Annotated in this window: 14 protein-coding genes; 8 read left to right on the top strand and 6 right to left on the bottom strand. The window is 64.2% G+C overall.

Annotated elements, in window-relative coordinates:
• The first annotated feature begins 30 nt into the window (after window positions 1–30).
• The 5 genes from BLV41_RS09445 to BLV41_RS09425 all read left to right on the top strand — a co-directional run bounded on the left by BLV41_RS09445 (window position 31) and on the right by BLV41_RS09425 (window position 8886).
• A complete protein-coding gene (locus BLV41_RS09445; RefSeq protein ID WP_044571509.1) occupies window positions 31–735 on the top strand; it encodes an FHA domain-containing protein in 705 nt (234 codons plus the stop codon).
• Window positions 732–5168 (top strand): type VII secretion EssC family protein, encoded by a 4437-nt coding sequence (locus BLV41_RS09440; RefSeq protein ID WP_074711457.1) that lies wholly within the window; start codon window positions 732–734, stop codon window positions 5166–5168. The genes BLV41_RS09445 and BLV41_RS09440 overlap by 4 nt, the downstream gene beginning before the upstream one ends.
• A gap of 135 nt (window positions 5169–5303) precedes the next feature.
• Window positions 5304–5576: a WXG100 family type VII secretion target gene (locus BLV41_RS09435; protein WP_058945648.1), complete on the top strand. Its 273-nt coding sequence runs from the start codon at window positions 5304–5306 to the stop codon at window positions 5574–5576.
• Window positions 5577–5722: 146 nt separating this feature from the next.
• A complete protein-coding gene (ligA, locus tag BLV41_RS09430; RefSeq protein WP_074711456.1) occupies window positions 5723–8014 on the top strand; it encodes an NAD-dependent DNA ligase LigA in 2292 nt (763 codons plus the stop codon).
• A gap of 29 nt (window positions 8015–8043) precedes the next feature.
• The gene (locus tag BLV41_RS09425) at window positions 8044–8886 is read left to right on the top strand and encodes an inositol monophosphatase family protein (RefSeq protein ID WP_074711455.1); all 843 of its coding nucleotides are present in this window, start codon (window positions 8044–8046) and stop codon (window positions 8884–8886) included.
• A gap of 55 nt (window positions 8887–8941) precedes the next feature.
• Here BLV41_RS09425 and ppgK read toward each other — a convergent pair whose 3' ends face one another.
• The 5 genes from ppgK to BLV41_RS09400 all read right to left on the bottom strand — a co-directional run bounded on the left by ppgK (window position 8942) and on the right by BLV41_RS09400 (window position 14761).
• Window positions 8942–9712 (bottom strand): polyphosphate--glucose phosphotransferase, encoded by a 771-nt coding sequence (ppgK, locus tag BLV41_RS09420; RefSeq protein WP_074711454.1) that lies wholly within the window; start codon window positions 9710–9712, stop codon window positions 8942–8944.
• Between the two features lie 171 nt (window positions 9713–9883).
• Window positions 9884–11557, bottom strand: a complete 1674-nt coding sequence (locus tag BLV41_RS09415) for a glycoside hydrolase family 13 protein (RefSeq protein ID WP_074711453.1) — start codon at window positions 11555–11557, stop codon at window positions 9884–9886.
• A gap of 54 nt (window positions 11558–11611) precedes the next feature.
• Window positions 11612–12538, bottom strand: coding sequence for a carbohydrate ABC transporter permease (locus tag BLV41_RS09410; protein ID WP_083360694.1), 927 nt, complete (start codon window positions 12536–12538; stop codon window positions 11612–11614).
• Window positions 12538–13470, bottom strand: coding sequence for a carbohydrate ABC transporter permease (locus BLV41_RS09405; RefSeq protein WP_074711452.1), 933 nt, complete (start codon window positions 13468–13470; stop codon window positions 12538–12540). Before BLV41_RS09405 ends, BLV41_RS09410 begins: the two co-directional genes overlap by 1 nt.
• A 19-nt stretch (window positions 13471–13489) precedes the next feature.
• Complete coding sequence (locus tag BLV41_RS09400; RefSeq protein ID WP_074711451.1) at window positions 13490–14761, bottom strand: ABC transporter substrate-binding protein; 1272 nt, start codon at window positions 14759–14761, stop codon at window positions 13490–13492.
• 191 nt (window positions 14762–14952) lie between these two features.
• On the opposite strand from BLV41_RS09400, the gene BLV41_RS09395 reads away from it, so the two are divergent.
• The gene (locus tag BLV41_RS09395) at window positions 14953–16140 is read left to right on the top strand and encodes an ROK family transcriptional regulator (RefSeq protein WP_244516820.1); all 1188 of its coding nucleotides are present in this window, start codon (window positions 14953–14955) and stop codon (window positions 16138–16140) included.
• 40 nt (window positions 16141–16180) lie between these two features.
• Entirely contained in the window at window positions 16181–17536 is a 1356-nt protein-coding gene (locus BLV41_RS09390; RefSeq protein ID WP_074711450.1) for a CoA transferase, read from the top strand.
• Here BLV41_RS09390 and BLV41_RS22475 read toward each other — a convergent pair.
• The gene (locus BLV41_RS22475; protein ID WP_244516818.1) at window positions 17533–18456 is read right to left on the bottom strand and encodes a hypothetical protein; all 924 of its coding nucleotides are present in this window, start codon (window positions 18454–18456) and stop codon (window positions 17533–17535) included. The two genes, BLV41_RS09390 and BLV41_RS22475, sit on opposite strands and share 4 nt — an antisense overlap.
• Before the next feature lie 306 nt (window positions 18457–18762).
• Here BLV41_RS22475 and BLV41_RS09380 point away from each other — a divergent pair, with 306 nt between their 5' ends.
• Complete coding sequence (locus BLV41_RS09380; protein ID WP_074713228.1) at window positions 18763–19260, top strand: GNAT family N-acetyltransferase; 498 nt, start codon at window positions 18763–18765, stop codon at window positions 19258–19260.
• Window positions 19261–19348: the final 88 nt, after the last annotated feature.

Raw genomic sequence — 19348 nt, 5'->3', positions numbered from 1 at the left:
GAACAGTAAGTACACAAGGGGGCTGCCGTTATGGCTGAACTGACCATTGATTTTTGCGGCGAGTGGTACCAACCATCGCCCGAGACCATTTTTAGCATTGGTCGCGAAGGTGACATCGAAGTTGATGACAACCCGTACCTGCACCGGAAATTTCTGGAGGTCAGCAAGTACGACGGCATCTGGTGGCTGACCAACGCCGGCACCATGCTCTCGGCCACGATCGCCGACGCCGCAGGCGGCATGCAGGCGTGGATGGCTCCGGGTGCCCGGATTCCGCTGGTCTTTAGCCAGACCAATGTGGTTTTCACGGCGGGCCCCACCACTTACGAATTTTCCGTTCATCTGGACTCACCGGCGTTCACATCGCAAAGCCGTGAGGAAGATTCGGCCGGCTCAACCACCATTGGACCAGTGGTATTCACCCCCTCGCAGAAGGCCTTGATTGTTGCCCTGGCCGAGCCACTCCTGCGCCGTGGCGGCACAGGCTTTAGCTCCATCCCGTCCTCGGCCCAAGCGGCCAAGCGACTGGGCTGGGCGCTCACGCGCTTCAACCGCAAACTGGACAACGTCTGTGACAAGTTGGACCGGGTGGGTGTGGTTGGCCTGCGCGGCGGTGGCGGAAAACTCGCCACAAACCGCCGTGCCCGCCTCGTGGAGCATTCTGTCACCTCGCACCTGGTCACCCCCGACGACTTGCCCCTGCTGGACAGCGAACGCGGAACGGAAACTGAATGAGGATCAGGCTGACACTCAAGCGTGAACCGCAAGAGGACAAGAACCTCGCCGTCACGGTTGACGGTTTGGCATCCGTGGGGGACATCGCCACCGAGCTGTACCTCAGCGATCCAACACGTAAAGGTGCGCAGGCCCCCACCAACCTCTCGCTCTTGGTGGAGGAATCCATGGTGGGCGGCGTTCGCGGACGCACCTTGCCGCCCGAGGGGAACCTCATGGAATCCGGGTTGCGTCCCGGTGCCACAGTCTCGCTGACCCAGGTCAGCGACAGCTTTGCCGTTCCCAACCGTGATCGCGGCCCGGCCGCCGCAACACTGCGCATCACGGCCGGCCCGGACAAAGGCGCCGAATTCTCTCTGCCTGCCGGCACCAGCTACCTGGGCCGAGCCCTGGATGCGGACGTGCGCCTGAGCGACCCCATGACCTCCAAGCGCCATGCCCGGATCACTGTCGGTGAAACCATTGAGATCGCCGATACCGGCTCCGCCAACGGCCTCATGATGGAAGGCACCCAGGTTTCCAGGGCCGTCTTGAGCTCCTATGACGAGGTGACGCTGGGTGAAACCACCATCTCGGTGGTCAGCCTGGGCCGCGGCGCCCAATCAGGACCCACCAGCCCCCTGGTGGAGTTCAACAGGTCACCGCGCGTTGTGCCGCACTTCAAAGTTGAAGAACAAACCATCCCCAGCGGGCCCCAGCGGCCCAAGCGGGATCGTTTCCCCGTGATCATGTTGATGGCCCCCATCTTCATGGGCGCCATCATGTTTGCCGTGACCAAGAGCTTGTTCAGCCTGGTTTTCATGGCCATGATGCCGTTGATGATGCTCGGCGGCTACTTTGACCAAAAGGCCAATGGCCGGCGCGAACTCAAGGATTCCATTGAGCAGTTCCGTGGCGCCGTGGTTGAATTCCGCCGGCAAATGACAGCGCGCCAGCAGGTTGAGCGGGCTGTTCGTCTCTCCGAAAGCCCCTCCACGGCGGAAACGGTCGATGCCATCTACAAGCTGGGCCCGCTGATGTGGACACACCGGCCCGAGCACAAGAATTTCCTCTCACTGCGCCTCGGCGTTGGGCGCCAGCCCTCACGCACACCTGTCAAGGTGCCGGGGGAAAACAACACCCTGCCCGAATACATGGCAGAGATCCAAGACATCAAGACCGAGTTTGAAGACATCGATGCCGTGCCCGTGGTGGCACAATTTAGGACCAGCGGCGCCCTCGGTGTTGCCGGCCCCCGCGGAGTGGTGGACGATGTTGCCCGCGCCTTGGTGCTGCAGGCCGTAGGGCTGCACTCGCCTGCGGAACTGGCCGTGGCCGCCATGACCTCGGCCGAATCCAAGGACCGGTGGGAATGGCTGCAATGGCTTCCCCATGTTGGCTCGGTGCATTCGCCGCTGGCGGGGGAGCACCTGGCCTCGGGCCACGGGGCAGCCGGGTTGCTCTTGACAGCGCTGGAGGAGCTTCTGCTGAACCGCGGTGCCAGCTTGGAGGCGCACAGGGCGGCCCTTCGTGGCGCAATAGACCCCGCCAAATCTGAGATCCCGCAGCCGGTGACGCCCGCCCTGCTGGTCATCATCGAGGACGATGTCAAGGTTGACCGCGCCCGCCTGACCCGACTGACCGAATACGGCGCAGACGTTGGTGTCCACATTCTGTGGGTGGCCGGATCCATCGAGGCGCTCCCCGCCGCCTGCCGCGACTTTGTCCACGTTGCTGAAACCGCCACCACGGGACAGGTTCGCCTGGGCCAACTGACCTACCCTGTCAGCTGTGAAAGTGTCAGCCTGGAGCTGGCCTCAGCACTGGCCCGCATGCTGGCTCCCGTGGTCGACGCCGGAAAACCAATCGACGACGATTCTGACCTGCCGCGTGCCGTCTCCTATGTGGCGCTGGCCGGTCATGACCTGGTGGAGGGCACCCAGGGCATTGCCGATCGCTGGCTGGAGAACAACTCCGTGGCCTCACGTGCCGTGAAGAACCGCAAGCACCAGGGCTCCCTCCGGGCGCTGGTGGGCTCCAAGGGCGTGGAGCCCATGTACCTTGACCTGAAAACGGAAGGTCCACACGCCCTGGTGGGTGGAACCACCGGTGCCGGAAAGTCGGAGTTCCTCCAAGCCTGGGTGCTGGGCATGGCCGCTGCCTACAGTCCCGATAGGGTGTCGTTCCTTTTTGTGGACTACAAGGGTGGCGCCGCGTTTGCGGACTGCCTGCAACTGCCGCACACCGTGGGCCTGGTGACCGACCTTTCTCCGCACCTGGTGCGCCGAGCGCTCACGTCCCTGCGCGCCGAGCTTCATTACCGCGAACACCTGCTCAACCGGAAAAAGGCCAAGGACCTCTTGGCCCTGGAACGTGAAGCGGATCCTGAGGCACCGCCGTCGTTGATCATTGTGGTGGACGAATTTGCCGCGCTGGCCAAGGAAGTCCCCGAATTCGTGGACGGTGTGGTGGATGTCGCCGCCCGTGGCCGCTCGCTGGGCCTGCACCTGATTCTGGCGACGCAACGGCCCTCCGGCGTCATCAAGGACAGCCTGCGCGCCAACACCAACATGCGCATCGCCTTGCGCATGGCAGATGTGGACGATTCCATGGATATCCTCGGCGAATCCTCGGCCGCTTACTTCAGCCCGTCCATCCCCGGCCGCGGTGCCGCAAAGACCGGACCGGGACGCATCCAGGGCTTCCAGACCGGTTATGCCGGTGGCTGGACCAGCCGCACCCCGCAGCGCCCCCGCATTGACATTGTGGAGATGGACTTTGGCGCCGGTGCACCCTGGGAACAAGAACTCCCGGCAACACCTGTAGAGGACTCGGCCGGTCCCAACGACATCGCCAAGGTGGTGGCCAATGTGTCACTGGCGGCCGTTGAACTTGGCGTGAAGCCGCCCCGGAAACCGTGGCTCAGCGAGCTGTCGGAGATTTACGATTTCTCCAAGCTGCCCGGCCAGCGCAGTGACGAGCAACTGTTGTTGGGCGTCATGGACGATCCCGAGCATCAGGCCCAGCCCACCGTGTTCTTCGAACCTGACCGGGACGGCAACATGGCCATCCTCGGTGCCAGCGGATCGGGCAAGTCAGCTGCCCTGCGCACCATCGCAATTGCTGCGGCCATCACCCCGCGCGGAGGCCCCGTGCAGGTGTACGGAATCGATGCCGCCTCCAACGGTCTGCAGATGTTGGAGGTGCTCCCGCACGTGGGTGGCATCATCAACGCTGAGGACGCCGAACGTGTGGGCCGCTTGCTGCGATACGTTCGCGGCATTATCGAGGAACGCGCCGAGAGCTTTGCGCAGGTCAAGGCCGGCAGCATCGCCGAATACCGCCGCCTCGCCAACAAACCCGATGAGCCGCGCATCATTGTTATGGTCGACGGGCTGTCAACTTTTAGGGAGATCTACGAGTTCCGCACCGGCATGACGCAGTTTGAAACTTTGCAGCAGATTGCCACCGACGGCCGTCCCATGGGTGTCCACATTGTCATTGCCGGTGACAGCCCGAAGTCGCTGCCGGCGTCGTTGGCGGCCTCGGTTCAGCGCCAGCTGGTGTTGCGCCTTGCCACCTCCGATGATTACTCCAACCTGGGCCTGCCGCGCGATGTCCTCACTGCTGCGTCACCCCCGGGCCGTGGAATGATCGACGGCGGTGAGGTGCAGCTGGCCATTTTTGGTGGGACCTCCAACCTGGCATTGCAGGCCCGGCAGGTCGCCAGCCTTGCCGAGTCGCTGCGCCGCCAAGGTGTCAAACAAGCCCCGCGCGTGCAGGCCCTGCCGGAAATGCTGGACCTTGACGTGCTGCCGGCGGCAACGCCCGGCAACGTGATCATCGGCGTTGACGATTTCAACCTGGAACCTGCCGGCCTGCAAGCCAGCGGCGCGCTCATGCTGACGGGACCGCCGTCGTCCGGGCGCACCACGGCACTTGTGACCCTGGCCGAAGCCCTGAAACGTTCGACGCCGGGTACCCGGCGCGTGTACTTCGGCTCACGCCGCTCGGCCATCGCCAACCTGCCGGTCTGGGATGAATCGATCGTGGGCGCCGCAGCCCTGGAGCCGCTACTGCAGCGCTTCATCGATTCCGTTGAGGCCGAAACTGAACCCGTGGCGTTCTTCATTGAGGGCGTGACCGAGTTTGGTGACTCCGAGGCCGAAATGGACCTCGTCACGCTGATCAAGTCAGCCGTCAAGGCCAACTACTTTGTGGTGGGCGAGGCCGAAACCTCCACCTGGTCCGGAGCCTGGAGCCTGGCCGGACTGTTCAAGGCTGGCCGCCGCGGCCTGCTCATGAACCCTGGCGATGTTGAGGGCGACACCCTCATGAACACGCCCCTGGGACGGGTCTACAACAACAAATTCATCCCGGGCCGCGGGTACATTGTGGGCCGCGGCAAGGCGTTCAAGGTTCAGGTTGCCAGCACTATTGACCACGAACGGTAGTATCGCCTTTTGGTAGGGGGCTGCGCGTACGGGGAGTTGTCCCCATCGACGCCCGTGAAAAGGCTTGTTAGATTTTTGGTAGTCGCCCGGTTGGATACGCCATCGGGGCCAAAGCGAATGAAAAGGATGTGCATCATGGCAGGTGGAATGATTGGTAACGATCCCGCAGACATGGCGGATTTGGTCTCCAAGCTTGGACAGGCGATCGATCAGATCACCCAGGTGATGTCGACCCTGGACAGCAAGGCTCAGTCGGTTCGCTGGGAAGGCCCCGACGCCAACAACTTCAAGGGAAGCCAGTGGCCCACCTCCAAGAAGCAGCTGGCCAACGTTGTTTCCGATCTTGGCCAGGTCAAGACCTTGGTGAACAAGCAGAAGCAGCAGCAGATCGACACCTCTGCACACTGATCCCAACTCCTCCCAATGGCGGGTCGCTAGCGACCCGGCATTGGGGGCCCTCGGAGTTGTGGGCCCAGTGTCCCAACAAAAAACGCCGGTTTCCGCATTATGCGGGAACCGGCGTTTTTTGTGTCTGGGGAGCCATTGCGGCCATCATGCGGCAAGATAGAACCGTGAGCAGCGAGCCAGTAGAACCCCAGAACATGTCCGCCGATTTAGTTTCCGCAGAGGTCATGCCTGCCCAAGACGCACGGGATCGCTACGGCGTTCTGGTGGACCTCATTCAAAAGTACCGCGCGGCGTACTACAACGACGACGCCCCCGTGGTCAGCGACGCCGAATTTGACCTGCTCTACAGCGAGCTGGAAAAGCTCGAGGCGCTGAATCCGGAACTTGTCACGAACGATTCCCCTACCCAAGTGGTGGGCGGGGATGTCTCGGTGGCCTTCGCCGCCGTCGACCATCTGGCGCGCATGTATTCACTCGAGGACGTCTTCTCACTGGAGGAGCTCCAGGCCTGGCTGGACCGGGCCGCGGCGTCGGTGGAAAAGCGTGGCGGGCGGGCCCCGCAGTGGCTGACCGAGCTGAAGATCGACGGCCTGGCCGTGAACCTGCTCTACCGCGACGGCGTTCTGGTGCGGGCAGCGACGCGCGGCGATGGCACCACGGGTGAGGACGTCACCCACAATGTGGCCACCATCAAGGCCATCCCGCAGAAGCTGCACGGGGAGAATTTCCCCGCCGAAGTGGAGATCCGGGGTGAGGTATTTATCGGCTCCAAGGACTTTGAAGCGCTCAATGAGCAGATGGTCGCGGCCGGGAAAGCGCCCTACGCCAATCCCCGCAACACGGCGGCCGGATCGCTGCGCCAAAAAGACGCGGCCGAAACTGCCAAGCGACCCCTGAACATGTTTGTCCACGGCATCGGCGCGCGCGACGGCCTCACCACCGCCACACAATCGGAAACCTACGAACTGTTGAAATCGTGGGGGATGCCCATCAGCCCGTACTACAAGGTGGTGGACACCCTCCCGGAAGTTCTGGACTTCATTGCCAACTACGGTGAACACCGGCACGACCTGCTCCATGAGATTGACGGCATTGTGGTCAAGGTGGACGATCTCGCCACGCAGCGCGAACTCGGCCACACCTCCCGCGTACCGCGCTGGTCCGTAGCGTACAAATACCCGCCGGAGGAAGTCCACACGAAGCTGATCGACATTCAGGTCCAGGTGGGCCGCACGGGACGGGTGACCCCGTTCGGCATCATGGAACCGGTCAAGGTTGCCGGCTCCACCGTGGAGCGCGCCACACTGCACAACCAGGATGTGGTCAAGGCCAAGGGCGTCATGATCGGGGACATCGTGGTGCTGCGCAAGGCCGGAGACGTGATTCCGGAAATCGTGGGCCCCGTCATGGCTCTGCGCGATCTTCAGGACCCGCCCGTGCGCGAATTTGTCATGCCCACGCACTGCCCGTCGTGCGGCACCGAGCTTGCCCCGGCCAAGGACGGCGACATTGACATTCGCTGCCCCAATACCAAGTCCTGTCCCATCCAACTGACCGAACGGGTGGCCCACCTGTCCGGCCGCGGTGGCTTCGACATTGAAGCGCTCGGCTATGAGGCCGCCGTGGCCTTGACCTCCGGCCCCGGCCCCGACCCGGCAGAGAACGGCGGGGTCATCGCCCCGGCGGGACCCGGACCTTTGGTGAGTGAAGCGCAAGTCTTCTCGATCGCTGATCTTGACCTGTCCGGCGTCGTGGTTTGGCGTGAAATCCGGGCCAAGGGCGAGGGCACGGGACGGTTCCAACAGGTCCCATACTTCTACACGAAGGCCACCGCCAAGAAGCCTTCGGTGCCCACCAAGACCACCGAGAAGCTGTACGAGGAACTGGAAAAAGCCAAGAAGGCGCCGCTGTGGCGTGTGCTGGTCGCATTGTCGATCAGGCATGTTGGGCCTACGGCCTCGCGCGCGCTGGCCACCCGCTACGGCACCATGGCGGCCATCCGGGAGGCGTTGCTGGCCCCCGATGCGCGGGAGCAATTGGCCAACGTTGACGGTGTTGGCGGCATTATTGCTGAGGCCCTGATCGAATGGTTTGCGGTTGACTGGCACCAGGAAAACATTGACGCGTGGGCCACGGCTGGCGTGCTCATGGCCGATGCCGTGGACGAATCCATGCCGCGAACACTAGAGGGGCTGACCATTGTGGTGACGGGAACGCTGCCAACGCTCAGCCGTGACGAGGCCAAGGAAGCCATCATCAGCCGCGGCGGCAAGGCGGCCGGATCGGTCTCCAAAAACACCTCCTATGTGGTGGCCGGTGAGGCAGCGGGGACCAAGCTGGACAAGGCTGAATCATTGGGCATCCCTGTGCTGGATGAAGACGCCTTCATTGCGTTGTTGGCCACCGGGCCTGCTCCCGCCGCCGACCCAGCCGAGTAATTTCAGCCGACCCCAAGCAAAGGATCCCCATGACCCCGCACGCCGTAAGTGTTGACGAACTTTTAGAGGTAGCCCTGCGGGCTGCTGCCGCGGGCGCCGCCGTGCTGGCCGCGCGGGACCCGGCAGGATTTGGTGCCACGGAAAAATCGTCCGACGCCGACTGGGTCACGGCCTTTGATGTGGCCGCCGAACGGGCCGTCAGGGCCGTCATCGCCGACGCCCGTCCGCACGACGTCATCACGGGCGAGGAGCTCGCGCCTGAGCTGCCGGCTGAGCCGTCCGGGTACCGCTGGAGCATCGACCCGCTCGACGGCACCATGAACTTCATCCGCAACATCGCCTACTACGGCACCTCGGTGGCCGTCATGGGGCCAAGCGGCGAATGGCTGGCCGGGGTGGTCGACGCACCGGCGTTGCGCCGCGTGTACTTCGCCTCGCAGGGCGGCGGCGCCTGGCTGGATGAGACGCGGGCCGACGGCGTGCAGGGAGTTCGGGCCCTGCACGGCCCACTCGAGGCGCGCGGAGGAACGCTGCTGTCCACGGCACTGACCTACGACGCCGATGTGCGGCGTCGGCTGGTCTCCGAGCTCGACGGGCGGATGGACCACTTTGGCGACTTCCGCCGACTGGGATCCGCTGCGCTCGAGCTGTGTGCCGTGGCCGAGGGATCCGTGGATGCATATCTGGAATATGGCTTGTTTGAGCACGATTTTGCCGCCGGCGGGCTCATTGCCCAGGAGGCCGGGGCCTGGGTGCACCGGCCGGTCCTGAGCCCTGCTGTCAACGGGCTCCCGACGCGCGAGGAAGTGCTCTCGGTGTGGACCGGAGCCTGCGTGCCGGGACTGGAAGAAAGCTTCGCGCCGAAGGAGTAGTCTCCGCTTACGTACCCGCTTGCGCGCATGCAGGGACATGCGCGCAAGCGGGGAGCTATGCGGCGGCCAGGGCGGCGCCCACAACGCCGGCTGAATTGTGCAGCTGTGCCGGGACCACGGGGGTGCGCAGGCTCAGGTGGGGGAGGAATTCCTCATGCCGCACCGAGATGCCGCCGCCAAGGATGACCAGCTCCGGGGAGAACAGGAACTCCACGTGGGCCAGGTATTCCTGCAGGCGGGCAGCATAGCCGGTCCAGTCCAGTCCGTCCCGTTCCCGGGCCACGGCCGAAGTCCGGGCCTCTGCCTTCTCGCCGCCCATCTCCAAATGGCCCAACTCAAGATTGGGCACCAGTGCCCCGTCCACCACGAGGGCCGAGCCAATCCCGGTGCCCAGCGTCAGGACCAGCACGGTGCCGTCCTGTCCCCGGCCGGCGCCCCTGGAGGCTTCTGCAAGGCCGGCGGCGTCGGCGTCGTTGATCGTGTTCACGGGCCGACCCAGCGCCTGGCCGAGCAGCTCGTTGACGTCCATGCCGATCCATTCATCGCTGATGTTGGCGGCGGAGTGGGCCGTGCCATGGCGCATGATGGCCGGAAAGGCGACGCCCGCGGCCGCATCCGGCGGCAGTGCCGCATCCCAGCGCTCCACCTCAGCCAGCAGCTTGCGCAGGGCGCCGGCCACGGCATCGGGGGTGGCCGGATTCGGCGTGGGCAGCTGGGCAATGGGGCTGGCCAAGTTTCCGGTGGCCGTGTCAACTACGCCGTACTTGATGGCCGTGCCGCCAATGTCGATGCCGAGGCGCAGGGCTTCGCAGGTTGTTGGTTCCATGGGTCTTCCTTGAAGAGGGGATGTGCTGAAACAGGTGCTGCCGCCCACCCCGGAGAGAGGGTGGGCGGCAGCGCCTGTTTGCGGTGGATGATGCTGGCCGCTTGGGCCCACGCCCGCGAGGGGCCCCTTTGATGGGTCGCTAGCGACCCATCAAAGGGGAGCGGGTGGGGACTAGACGAGCCAGGCTGTGGCGTTGGCCGGCAACTTGCGGTCTTCCAAGGGAACACTGCTCACGGCAACAGTTCCGGAGGGCAGCGCCACGGCGGTTTCGCCGAAGTTGGTGACAACGTTCCAGCCGTTGGGGCGGGCAAAGTGCAGCACGTCCGCGTTGGCATTGGCCACCCAGTCCAGCTCCTCGCCGGTCTGCAGCTGGCGGCGCAGGGCCAGGGCATCGCGGTACAGGTTCAGGGTTGAACCTTCCTGCGTGTCCTGGGCGGATGCTGCATGCTCGGCAAACCAGGCCGGCTGCGGCAGGTGCGCCGGGGCGTCGCCAAAGCCGAAGGAAGTGTCCGTGCTGGTCCAGGGCAGGGGCACGCGGCAGCCGTCGCGGCCTACTTCAATGCCGGTGTTGCGGAAGAAGGCCGGGTCCTGGCGGTCGGCGTCGGCAATGTGGGCTACCTCGTGCAGGCCCAGTTCCTCGCCCTGGTACAGGTACGCGGAGCCGGGCAGGCCCAGCATGAACAGCGTTGCGGCGCGGGCGCGGCGCAGTCCCAACTCGCGGTCCAGCTCGGATTCGTCGCCGCCGTTCAGGAGCCAGGTCTTGCCGTCCTGGGTCTTTTCGGCGTCAGCAAGCTTGGGCAGGCCGTAGCGGGTGGCGTGACGGACCACGTCGTGGTTGGAGAAAACCCAGGTGGAGGAAGCTCCGGTGGCGGCGGACTCGGCCAGGTTCTTCGTCACGATCGAGGCGAAGGATTCGGCCTCGAAGTCGGCCATGAGCAGGTCAAAGTTGAAGGCCTGGCCCAAGCTGTCCAGGGACGCGTAGCGGGCGCGGCGGGACTGGTCCACCCAGGCCTCGGCCACAGCGGTGCGCGGCGGGTTGTACTCGTTGAACAGGGCACGCCATTCGGCGTAAATCTCGTGGACCTGATCGCGGTCCCACAATGGGTTGGAGCCGTTGTGCAGCTTTTCCAGCCGGCGCAGTTCTGCCTTGTTGGGCAGCGGTTCGGACAGGTCCTTGGAGAGTGCGTGGGCCACGTCGATGCGGAAGCCGTCAACGCCCCGGTCCGACCAGAAACGCAAGGTCTTCAGGAAATCGTCGCGGACTTCGCGGTTGTCCCAGTTGAAGTCCGGCTGCTCGGAGGCGAACAGGTGCAGGTACCACTGGCCGTCAGGCACCTGGGTCCAAGCCGGGCCGCCAAAGATGGAGCCCCAGTCCGACGGCGGCAGCTCGCCGTTGGCGCCCTGGCCGTCACGGAAGATGTAGCGGGCCCGGGCGGCGGAGCCCTTCTCGGCGGCCAGTGCTTCCTGGAACCAGGCGTGCTGGTCCGAGGAGTGGTTCGGGACAATGTCCACGATGATCTTCATGCCGGCGTCGTGGATGGCGGCTGCCATCTCGTCAAAGTCGGCCAGGGTGCCTAGGCGCGGGTCAACGTTGCGGTAATCGGCAACGTCGTAGCCGCCGTCGGCCAGCTCGGAGGGGTAGAACGGGCTCAGCCACACGGCGTCCAGGCCCAGTTCCTTCAGGTACTCAACCTTGGCGGTGATGCCCTTGATGTCACCGAGGCCGTCGGCGTTGGCGTCATGGAAGCTGCGCGGGTAGATCTGGTACACGGCGGCTTGGCGCCACCAGTTGGGATCGGAGGCCAGGGTGTCGGCGTTCAGCACGGAAAGCGGTGAAGCGGTCATGGTGTTTTCCTTCGTGTGTGGTGCGGTTTGGGAAGTATTCGAAAAAGGGGGGCGCTATTTGACGGCGCCGCGCATCACGCCGGACATGATCCAGCGCTGCGCGAAGAGGTAGACCAGCAGGGTGGGTGCCAGGGCCATCAGGTAGGAGGCAAAGGCGAGCGAGTAGTTGGTGTTGAACTGGCCCTGGAACAGCTGCTGGACCACCGGCAGGGTTTGCAGTGCAGGGTCGGCAATGAGCATCTGCGGGAGCAGGAAGTCGTTCCAGGAACCAAGGAAGGCGAAGATGCCCACGGTGGCGCTCATGGGGGCCAGAAGGGGGAAGATGACCTTGCGGAACGTCTGCCAGGTGCTGGCGCCGTCGAGCCTAGCAGCCTCCTCCAGCTCCACCGGGATGGAGCGCAGGAACGCGATGAACAGCAGCGAGTTGAACGAGATGCCGCCAACAATGTGAATGAAGGCAACACCCAGGGGGTTGTCCAGGCCAAACATGGCCGTCTGCTTGATCAGCGGCAGGATCACCACGGGGAACGGCACAAACATGGCGGACAGAAAGTAAATGTAGGAGAGGCGGAAGAACTTCTTGTCCCAGTTGCGCACAATGGCGTACGCCACCATGGAGCTCGCGGCCAGGGCTCCCAGCACCGAGATGACGGTGATGAATGCTGTGGACATGAACGCGGCCGGGTAATTGGTCATTTCAAACGCCTGGGCGAAGTTCTCCCAGTGCGGATCGCTGGGCCAGGCAAAGCCGGTGCCTGATGCTGCCTGTTCCGGGGACTTTAGGGCCATGCTGATGGTGAAGTACAGCGGCACCAGGATGGTCAGGGATGCCACCAGCAGCAGCGCCGTCATCCACCAGTTGATCTTGTAGCCCTCGCGGTTGATTCGCCGGACCTTGACGGGGCGGGGAGCATCCGGCTTCTGTGCACCATGAAGTTCCGGACGCAGCTCGGTCACTGTTGTAGTGGTTGTGAGTGTCATTAGAGTGAAACCTCCCGGCGGCGCAGGATTTGCAGCTGCAGCAGTGAAATGATGAGCGTGATGATGAAGAAGATGATCGCGTTTGCCATTTGGTATGAGTAGTCGCCGCCGGCAAATCCGGAGAAAATGCGCATGGCCACGGACTGGGTTGCCGTGCCGGGGCCGCCGCCGGTGAGGGCAACGATGATTTCGTAGGTGCCCAGGTAGCCCTTGAAGCCGAGGATGATGTTGATGACCACATAGCCGGCAATCAGGGGAAGCGAGATGCTGCGCAGCTGGCGCCAGGGGCCCGCCCCGTCCAGTGATGCTGCCTCGTAGACGTCCTCCGAAATGCTCTGCAGGCCGGCCAGGTAGATGATGGTGGCGCCCGGTGCTGCCTGCCACACAGTGACAAACACGATGGCCGCCCACGCCCACTGCTCATTGGCCAGGATGCTCGTGGCCAGGGGTGCAATGCCCAGGGCCTCGGCAATGCCGGGCAGTGTGTTGGAGAACAAGTAGTTGAACACGTAGGCGATGATGAGCCCGGAGAGCACCATGGGGATGAAGTAGATGCCGCGGATGCCAGTCTTGAACTTGATCTTGGAGTTCAGGCCCAGGGCCAGCAGCAGGGCCACCACATTCACCGCAACGGTTGCCACGATGGCGAAGAAGAAGGTGAACGCGTAGGAGGCAAGAATTTCCGGATCGGTGAAGATGTTTTGGAAGTTGCGCAGGCCCACCATTTTCCAGTCGCCGTAGCCGGCGTAGTTGGTGAAGCTGAAGAATCCGCCAATCAAGGCAGGAATGGTGCTGAAGACGGCAAAAAGGACCAGGACCGGAATGATCATCCAGTAGTAGGTGGGGTCAACCTTGCGCTTCTTGTGGTTGATCTTGATGGTTGTGTCGCTGTCAGCTGGAGCAGCTGTGCGGACGCTGGCGGGGGCAGTCATGATTTTCTCCTTTGAAGATCTAGGCGTTGCGGGCGGCAACACGGTGCCAGGAGTCGTCGAGCGTGGTCAGGAATGCGTCGGCGTTGTTGTTCAGCGCCAGCGTCTGGAAGTAGTTGTTCAGGGTGATGGCCGGCGGGAAGTAGTTGGTCACATTGAGGTAGTACCGGCCATCGGTGATGAACGGTTGCAGGCCTGCAACCTGCTCATTCGTTGTTTTCGCCGCGCCCTTGAGCGGGGAGAAGGCGGAGAACTTGTTGTTGTAGGCGTTCACCACGGCCGGGTCCATGAGATAGCTGACAAAGCGCTTGGCAGCGTCCATGCGCGGTGTGGAGCGGGCGATGGAGAACGTCATGTCCAGGGTGACCTGGGCTTGGGTTTCGCTGGGGTCCTCGCTCATGGGCAGGGGAAAGGTGCCCACCTTGATGGCGGGGTTGATGATGGTCAGTTCTGACAGCGCCCAGGGGCCCTGCATGTACATGGCCGAGCCACCCTTGGCGAAGGCTGCGTTGCCGTCCGTGTAGGCACGACTGCCGGCGTCTTTCTGCATAAACCCGAGCACTTCTTCGAATCTCTCGGTGGCAACCTTGAAGTCGCTGCTGAAGGAAACTTCCGGATTGTTCTTCAAATCCGCTGCCGTCATGGGCATGCGGGAGAAGAAGTCGGCCAAATCCACCGCGCCGCCCGAGACATAGCCGTACGGCTGGCCAAGGGTCCAGGAGTCCTTGAACGTCCCGTAAATCGGTGTGATTCCGGCGGCCAGGAACGTCTGGCATGCGGTGCGGAACTCATTCCAGGTAGTGGGCACGTCCACGTTGTGCTTGGCGAACAAGTCCATGTTGTAGATGACACCAGCCGCTGCCAGGGAGAACGGCAATGCGCTAAGCTCCGAGCCTTGGTACTGGCCGAAGGAGTTGATCAGCTCCAACGCCTTGGGATCGGCCATGGACGCCGCGGGGAGATCGGACAGATCGGCAAAGATGCCCTTTTTGGCGAAGTCGGCCGCGGTGACGGAATACGCGTTGCTCACTACATCGGCGGGGTCATCGCGGATCAGGCCCGGAACCCAGTTGCCGCCGTTGAAGTCCTGAACCACGCGGATGTCCGGGTTCTTGGTTTCAAAGTCCTTGATGAGGCCGTTGAAGTAGTCCACCACCTCGGGCTTGCCCTGCTGCAGGCGGATGGTGGTGACTGCGCCTGGCTTGGCATTGCTGCACGCCGGCAACGCCAGGGCTGCTGCAGCAACACCGGCCACCGCCAGCAATTTGCGGCGGGTGATAGCGGAAGGGCTCACAGGACTGGTCCTGCGGCGAGGGGTGAAACGGCCTTCATCAAAAAACTCCCTTGTTCTTTCGGAAGAGATGGAACTGATGCATCGAGGTGCGGTTACCACTCAGTAATAATTTGCACTCTATATTTAGACTCTAAATTTATGCGCTGTTAGTATTATGTACATCACACGGCCGGACGTCAAGGGGCACCCTTTTGGAACTCACAGCGAATACTCCCCAGCAGCTCCGCCAGACAAACATGAGCGCCATTTTGGGTGTCATGCGCCGCTCCGGGGCCGTAACCGGCACGGATCTCATCGAGGCCACGGGGCTGGCCCGCGCCACCGTGATAGCCGTGTGCGATGACTTGATCCAGGCCGGTTGGGTCCGCGAGCTACCCGCCCAACGAACAGCGGTGCAAAAGGGCCGCCCGGCCCGGGTGTTTGAATTTGATGCCACGGCCGGCGTTGTGGTGGGTCTGGACTTTGGTGTTGCCAAGACAACAGCGCTCGTGGCCGATCTTCGAGGCAGCATTCTGGCCAAGGCCACCGAAAGCCTGGGCGAGTTCACCGCCCCCGACGCCGAGCGGTTGGCCAGCATTGACAAGGCCATCGCGACTGCGCTGGCCAGCGCCGGGGTGACGCATGAGGCCGTTCTGGTGGCCGGGGTGGGCATCGCCGCCCCCGTTGACAGGGCCGGCAAAATTCCGCACAGTCAGCCGTTCTGGGAAAACTTTGACATTGGCATCCAGGAAAATCTGCGCGACAGGTATGGATGGCCCGTGCTCCTGGGCAACGACGCCAACCTGGCCGCCATGGCCGAACGCTGGATGGGGGTTGGGGTGGGCACCGAGGATCTGGCCGTCATGCTGGCCGGTGAACGCATAGGTTTTGGCCTGATGGAATCCGGGCGGCTGCTGCATGGCGCCGCCGGGCGCAGCGGTGAGGTGGGTCTGCTGCACCTGGTGGACGGGGTGGGGACGCCCGAGGGCATTGCCATGCTGGCGCGCGACATGGCCGTGGCCGCCGTCGCGAAGGGCTCGGCGGCAACAGTCCTGAGCACGCTGGAGGGGGACATCACGGCCGAGGCCGTCTTTGCCGCCGCGGCTCAAGGTGATGCGGTGGCCGGCCGGATCCTCAATGACATTGCCGAGCGCATGGCCCGCGTCATCGCCTTGATAGCCACCTTCATGGACCCGGAACTGGTGGTCATTGGCGGAGCCGTTGCGGCCTCGTCGGCCGTGCTGCTCCCACCCCTTCAGGTGGCGCTCGCCGGGTTCATGCCCAACCCGCCCAAGGTGGCGGTCTCCACGTTGGGGGATGCCATTGTGACGCTCGGCGCCGTCCGCCTGGCCCTGGACTATGTGGAAAAGCACGCACTGGAGCTTGTTCCAGGGGTGTAACCCAGGACCCTGCACCCTGCTGCTGGCGTACTCTGTTGCCATGGACGTCAGCAACGCAATCTTCCTGCCACCCCAAGGCGTCACCGTCACGGAAAGCGGAACGCTGCCGGCCGCCTTTGATGTCTCCGGGTTGGCCGTCGCGGCCATGGCCCGGGCGGCCACGGCCGTTGCCCAGCTGGCCCACCACCGCGGTGGCGCCCTTGCTGAAATCACCGTGGACAGGGATCTGGCCTCCCTCTGGTTTGGGACCTCCTTCACCCCGACAGGCTGGGAACTGCCGCCGGTCTGGGATGCCGTTGCCGGCGACTACCGATGCGCCGACGGCTGGATCCGGCTCCACACCAATGCACCCCACCATCGCATCGCCGCCTTGAAAGTCCTGGGGCTGGGTGCCGACGCCAACCGCGCAACCGTTGCCGCCGCCGTCGAACGCTGGGCGGGGGAGGAACTTGAGGCCGCCGTGGTTTCGGCCAACGGGTGCGCCGCCCTCATGCGCTCGCAGGCACAGTGGCTGGCGCATCCGCAGGGCAAAGCCGTAGCGGTGGAACCGCTCATTGCGTGGGGTGAAGCACGGCAGGCGGACGACGGCGGCACCCGGCAAGGTTTCCGGCCCACCGCGGAACGGCCGCTCGCCGGGGTGCGTGTCCTGGATTTGACCCGCATCATCGCCGGCCCCGTGGCCACGCGCTTCCTGGCCATGCTGGGGGCGGAGGTGCTGCGGATCGACCCGCCCGGATGGGAGGAGGCCGGGCTGGAGGTGGAGCTGACGGTGGGGAAGCGCTGTGCCCGGCTGGACCTCAAAACGACCGGGGGACTGGCAGTGTTCAACGAGTTGCTGGCCGGAGCTGATATTTTCATCCACGGCTACCGCCCCGATGCGCTGGACCGGCTGGGGCTCTCCGAAGCCGAGCTGGCCGTGCGGCACCCGAGGCTGGTCAACGTGGCACTGGATGCCTACGGCTGGAGCGGGCCGTGGGCACAACGGCGTGGCTTCGATTCGCTCGTGCAGATGAGCTGCGGGATTGCGCGGGCCGGCATGGGGCACTTTGGATCGGAGCGCCCGCACCCGCTGCCCGTCCAAGCCCTGGACCACGCAACCGGTTACCTGTGCGCGGCGGCTGCCATCGACGCTTGGCGGGATAGGCTGGGCGGAACTGTCCGCAACCCGCGCCTGTCGCTGGCCAGGACCGCCGTGGAACTCATGCGGACCAGGCCCTCAGACCCGCAGGCGCCGGCGCCGGTGCTGGAGAAATCCCTGCTGCTGCCTGAGGAAACGGCGTGGGGGCCGGGGCTTAGGCTCCCGCCGGCCGTGCACATTGCCGGTGTGCCCTTGCGTACAGAGCTGCCGTCCAGCGGCTTCGGGAGCTCGCCAGCCCGCTGGCAGCAGTTGCCCTAGCCGTTCCAGCCCTGCCTCCGGAGTGCCTTCCTGAACATCTCGACCACATAGGCCTCACCGCGCTGCATGTCGGCCTCGTAGACCAAGACCAGCAGCCAGCCGCGCTGTGCGGTCCGCTCGTCACGGGTCCGGTCGAAGAGCTGCTTCTGCGTGGTCTTGTGGATCTCGCCCTCGTATTCGCTGCAGATTTTGTACTCTTCGCAGGCCAAGTCCGGCCACACCTCAGGGTCTCCGGCAACGGCGTAGTTGGGGACGAACACGGGCAGTCCGGCACGTTGCAGCATGAGGCGCAGCCGCGTTTTCGGAGGGGAATCCACGCCTATCCGCATGGGTTCCACGGCCTTCCGGGCCTTGGCAAGACCCCTGAGGTTGCGTTTCCCTTCCACGTAGCGGCGCAGGCTCGCAGCCTGGACAATGGCCATCTTGGGATGTTGAAAGGGGCGGTCATGTTCACAGACCAGGAAATCCGCAACGGCCACAAGCTGGTCCAGGGTCAAGATGGCGGCCAGGTCCAGAAGGGTGCGGGCGGGGGTGGTCACCGGGACGCCATCCATGGACATGATGTCTGCACCGGGAAGGTCCCTGCTGTGTCCGGTGACGTGCCGGCGCCGGGGCTGCCGTGAACCCGCGGGACGGGTCAGGTGGACCGGCACGATTTCATCGTCGAACCACGGCAGTGGCAGGCCATGCAATTGCGCCGCCGTCACATGGGAGAGGCAGCGTCCGGGAGTGAGTGCGGTGTTGGGGCGCACCCGGTCCAGCAATTTCTGCGGGTGGCTGCGCGGGACCCGGATTTTCCGGCTGGGAATGCCCAGGTCCTTGGATCGCAGCCTGCTCACCCTGGCACCGCCGGCAACGCCCTCACTGAACGTGAAGGAACGGCCTGCCCGATGTTCCGGGAGCTGGTCGCGGGAAACCATGAAACAAGCCTGGCCTCTGCCGGCCGTCCTTGCCGGGAGTTTTCCACAGGCCAGGCCTGCTCCGGGGGCTTGGGCACGTACGGTGGGTGCTGCCGAAAGAGGCGAATCCATTGGGCACGTACGGTGGGTGGCAGGCCGGAACACCCGCATTAGGTGTCCGATGGAACCGCGGCCCGGTGTCCAGCGCCTGCGTTGATTGCCCGCGCCGGCGGATTTCCCTGGCGCTGCCCGGGTGCGGAAGACTGGGAAGGCAAGGGCTGCCACAAACGCTTTGCCCCAGACCAAACCAGAGAAAGCCGCCGCCGCATGAGCACTACCGTCCGCCCCATCACTGAAGCCGACTACGACGCCGTCGCCCGGATCACGGCCGACGCCTACCTTGGGGCCGGCTACTTCGACAGCATTGACTACCCGTACATGCGCCAAATTATGCGAGTCCGGGAGCGGGCGGCTGCGGCGCCCATGATCGTGGCCGAACGCGACGGCGTAGTGGTGGGCTCTGCAACACTGGCGGTCTTTGGCGACAAATGGGCGGACATTGCACTGGAAGACGAGATGGAGTTCCGCTTGCTGGTGGTTGATCCTGCCGTGCAGCGCAGCGGCGCCGGCAAAGCCATGGTGACCTGGATTCTCGTTCACGCCCGCGCAACCCCGGGCATTGCAGCGGTCAGCCTGACCACCGGCGACAACTGGCATGGCGCCCACGCCCTGTATCAAAAACTCGGCTTTTCCCGGGCGCCGGAACGCGATTGGCCGATCCCGGAGAACGGCAAGATGCTGCGCGTCTACCGGATGGAACTATAAGGGACAGGTCCCGCGCCGCCATCGACACCAGGGCAGCCGGGATACTGTCAGTACTGTCGAAAAACGCAATGAAATCCGCTGGTGGGAT

It is taken from the genome of Arthrobacter alpinus (genome assembly GCF_900105965.1).
GTDB lineage: Bacteria > Actinomycetota > Actinomycetes > Actinomycetales > Micrococcaceae > Specibacter > Specibacter alpinus.
The sequence above is the reverse complement of the archived record's forward strand: the minus strand, read 5'-3'. Positions and strand labels throughout refer to the sequence as shown.